The organism is Synechocystis salina LEGE 00031 (assembly GCF_015207985.1).
GTDB lineage: Bacteria > Cyanobacteriota > Cyanobacteriia > Cyanobacteriales > Microcystaceae > Synechocystis > Synechocystis salina.
The window spans coordinates 1-1734 of record NZ_JADEVV010000107.1; the positions used below are offsets into that span (position 1 = coordinate 1).

At 50.6% G+C, this 1734-nt stretch carries 2 protein-coding genes; both read left to right on the top strand.

Going from position 1 to position 1734, the window contains the following annotated elements; all coding sequences use genetic code 11:
- Window positions 1-226 precede the first annotated feature (226 nt).
- Window positions 227-520, top strand: a complete 294-nt coding sequence (locus IQ217_RS18680) for a hypothetical protein (protein ID WP_194021424.1) — start codon at window positions 227-229, stop codon at window positions 518-520.
- A 208-nt stretch (window positions 521-728) separates the two neighbouring features.
- On the top strand, window positions 729-1734 hold a 1006-nt coding region (locus IQ217_RS18685), incomplete at its 3' end, for an HAD-IC family P-type ATPase (RefSeq protein WP_194021425.1).

Here is a 1734-nt window from a genome sequence, read left to right on the forward strand (position 1 = left end):
TCCATAGCGCTAAAAAAGATAGGTTAAGGGAATGAATCTAGCTTTGTTTTCTAGACGAGTTGTTTGACTCTATACCCATGGTCAGCGACACCAACCGTAAGAGCAAGGAAAACGGTCGTTTTCTTTGCTCTCTATCTTCGACCCAGAGTTGCAGTTAATGTGGGCTTGACCATTTATCTTGTTGTTTGCACCGCTCACCATTCTTTACTCGAGCCCCGTTGAGGATATGACCTTCCTGGCGTTCTTAGTTCCCATCTTCACGTTCTACGCGCTTCTGCTCATCTCCCTTGCTGCGGGTCTTGCTGCCTTTGTTGGGGCGTTTATTAGTCGCCGCCGCCACCGCTGGGTGTTGGTTGCTGGCCTATCTGCTATTTTGGTTGGAAGTTTGCTCAATTACTATTACCACCCCGTTCTATGGGGGGCTGCAAGTTGGTTTACCGCTGTGGGACTGGCACCAATCGCCTTAGGTAGTATGGGTTTGGTCCGCTGGCTTCTGCTGAAACCAGAGTGGGGCCAGTAGACTTAATTAATAGACTGGGCAGGTAAGTGGCAGTCAGATGCCACACGTAGCAACTCAGCTAGGGATTAATCCACAAACCTTCTATTTCTTTTACACCGGAACCACTACGTACTCTTAGGGGTTAGAAACTATAACCTTACTCTTACCTCTAGATAACGTTGCTAGGTGTCCAAGGCCTCTTTAGTGCTTAATTCGTCCCCCTTTTCTAATGGCAGACTCCCCCGATACTTGCGGTCATAATTCTACTAAGCACTGTGATGTAGATAGCTCCACTGTTCATCACTCTGCCGTAGCCTCGGACTGCGGTTGTGGGTCTGGGCACGGACACGATACCAGTGATTTTAACCTCCTGCAAGAGTTAAGCCCGATCGCTGTCGCCGCTATCCTTTTCCTCACCGGTCTGGTTTTTAATGAACAGCTACGGAATACACCTTTCTCCATTGCAGAATATGCGGTACTGCTCCCGGCTTATCTCATCAGTGGCTGGAGTGTCTTGACCACAGCGGGGCGTAACATATTGCGGGGACATATCTTTGATGAAAACTTCCTGATGACCATTGCCACCCTAGGGGCGATCGCCATCCAGGAAATGCCTGAAGCTGTGGCGGTGATGCTGTTCTTCCAGGTGGGAGAACTGTTTCAAGGCTACTCTGTAGGGCGATCTCGCCGCTCCATTAAGGCCCTACTGGAGATAAGACCTGACAAGGCGAACCTCCGCATCGACGGTGACATTCGTGTTGTTGCTCCCGAGACTGTGAATGTGGGGGATGTAATTGTCATACGCCCCGGTGAAAAGGTACCTCTGGATGGGGAGATTTTAGAAGGTCAATCCCTGGTAGATACCTCCGCCTTAACCGGGGAATCTGTTCCTCGCACCGTTGCCCCTGGGGGAACTGTGCTGGCTGGCATGATTAACCAGTCTGGGTTGTTAACGGTAAGGGTAAGTAAACCCTTTGCCGATTCCTCGGTCGCCAAAATACTAGAGCTGGTGGAAAACGCCAGCAGTAAAAAAGCCGACACGGAAAAGTTTATTACCCGCTTTGCCCGCTACTACACCCCTGTGGTGGTATTTCTATCCCTAGCCGTGGCGATACTGCCACCGTTACTTCTGGAGGGGGCAACCCAGGCTCAATGGACTTATCGTGCTTTGGTGTTGCTGGTAATCTCCTGTCCCTGCGGTTTAGTGATTAGTATCCCCCTGGGCTACTTTGGCG

Excerpts from the sequence above, each read along its gene's own strand:
- IQ217_RS18680 (WP_194021424.1), top strand. The coding sequence starts at position 227 with ATGACCTTCCTGGCGTTCTTAGTTCCCATCTTCACGTTCTACGCGCTT.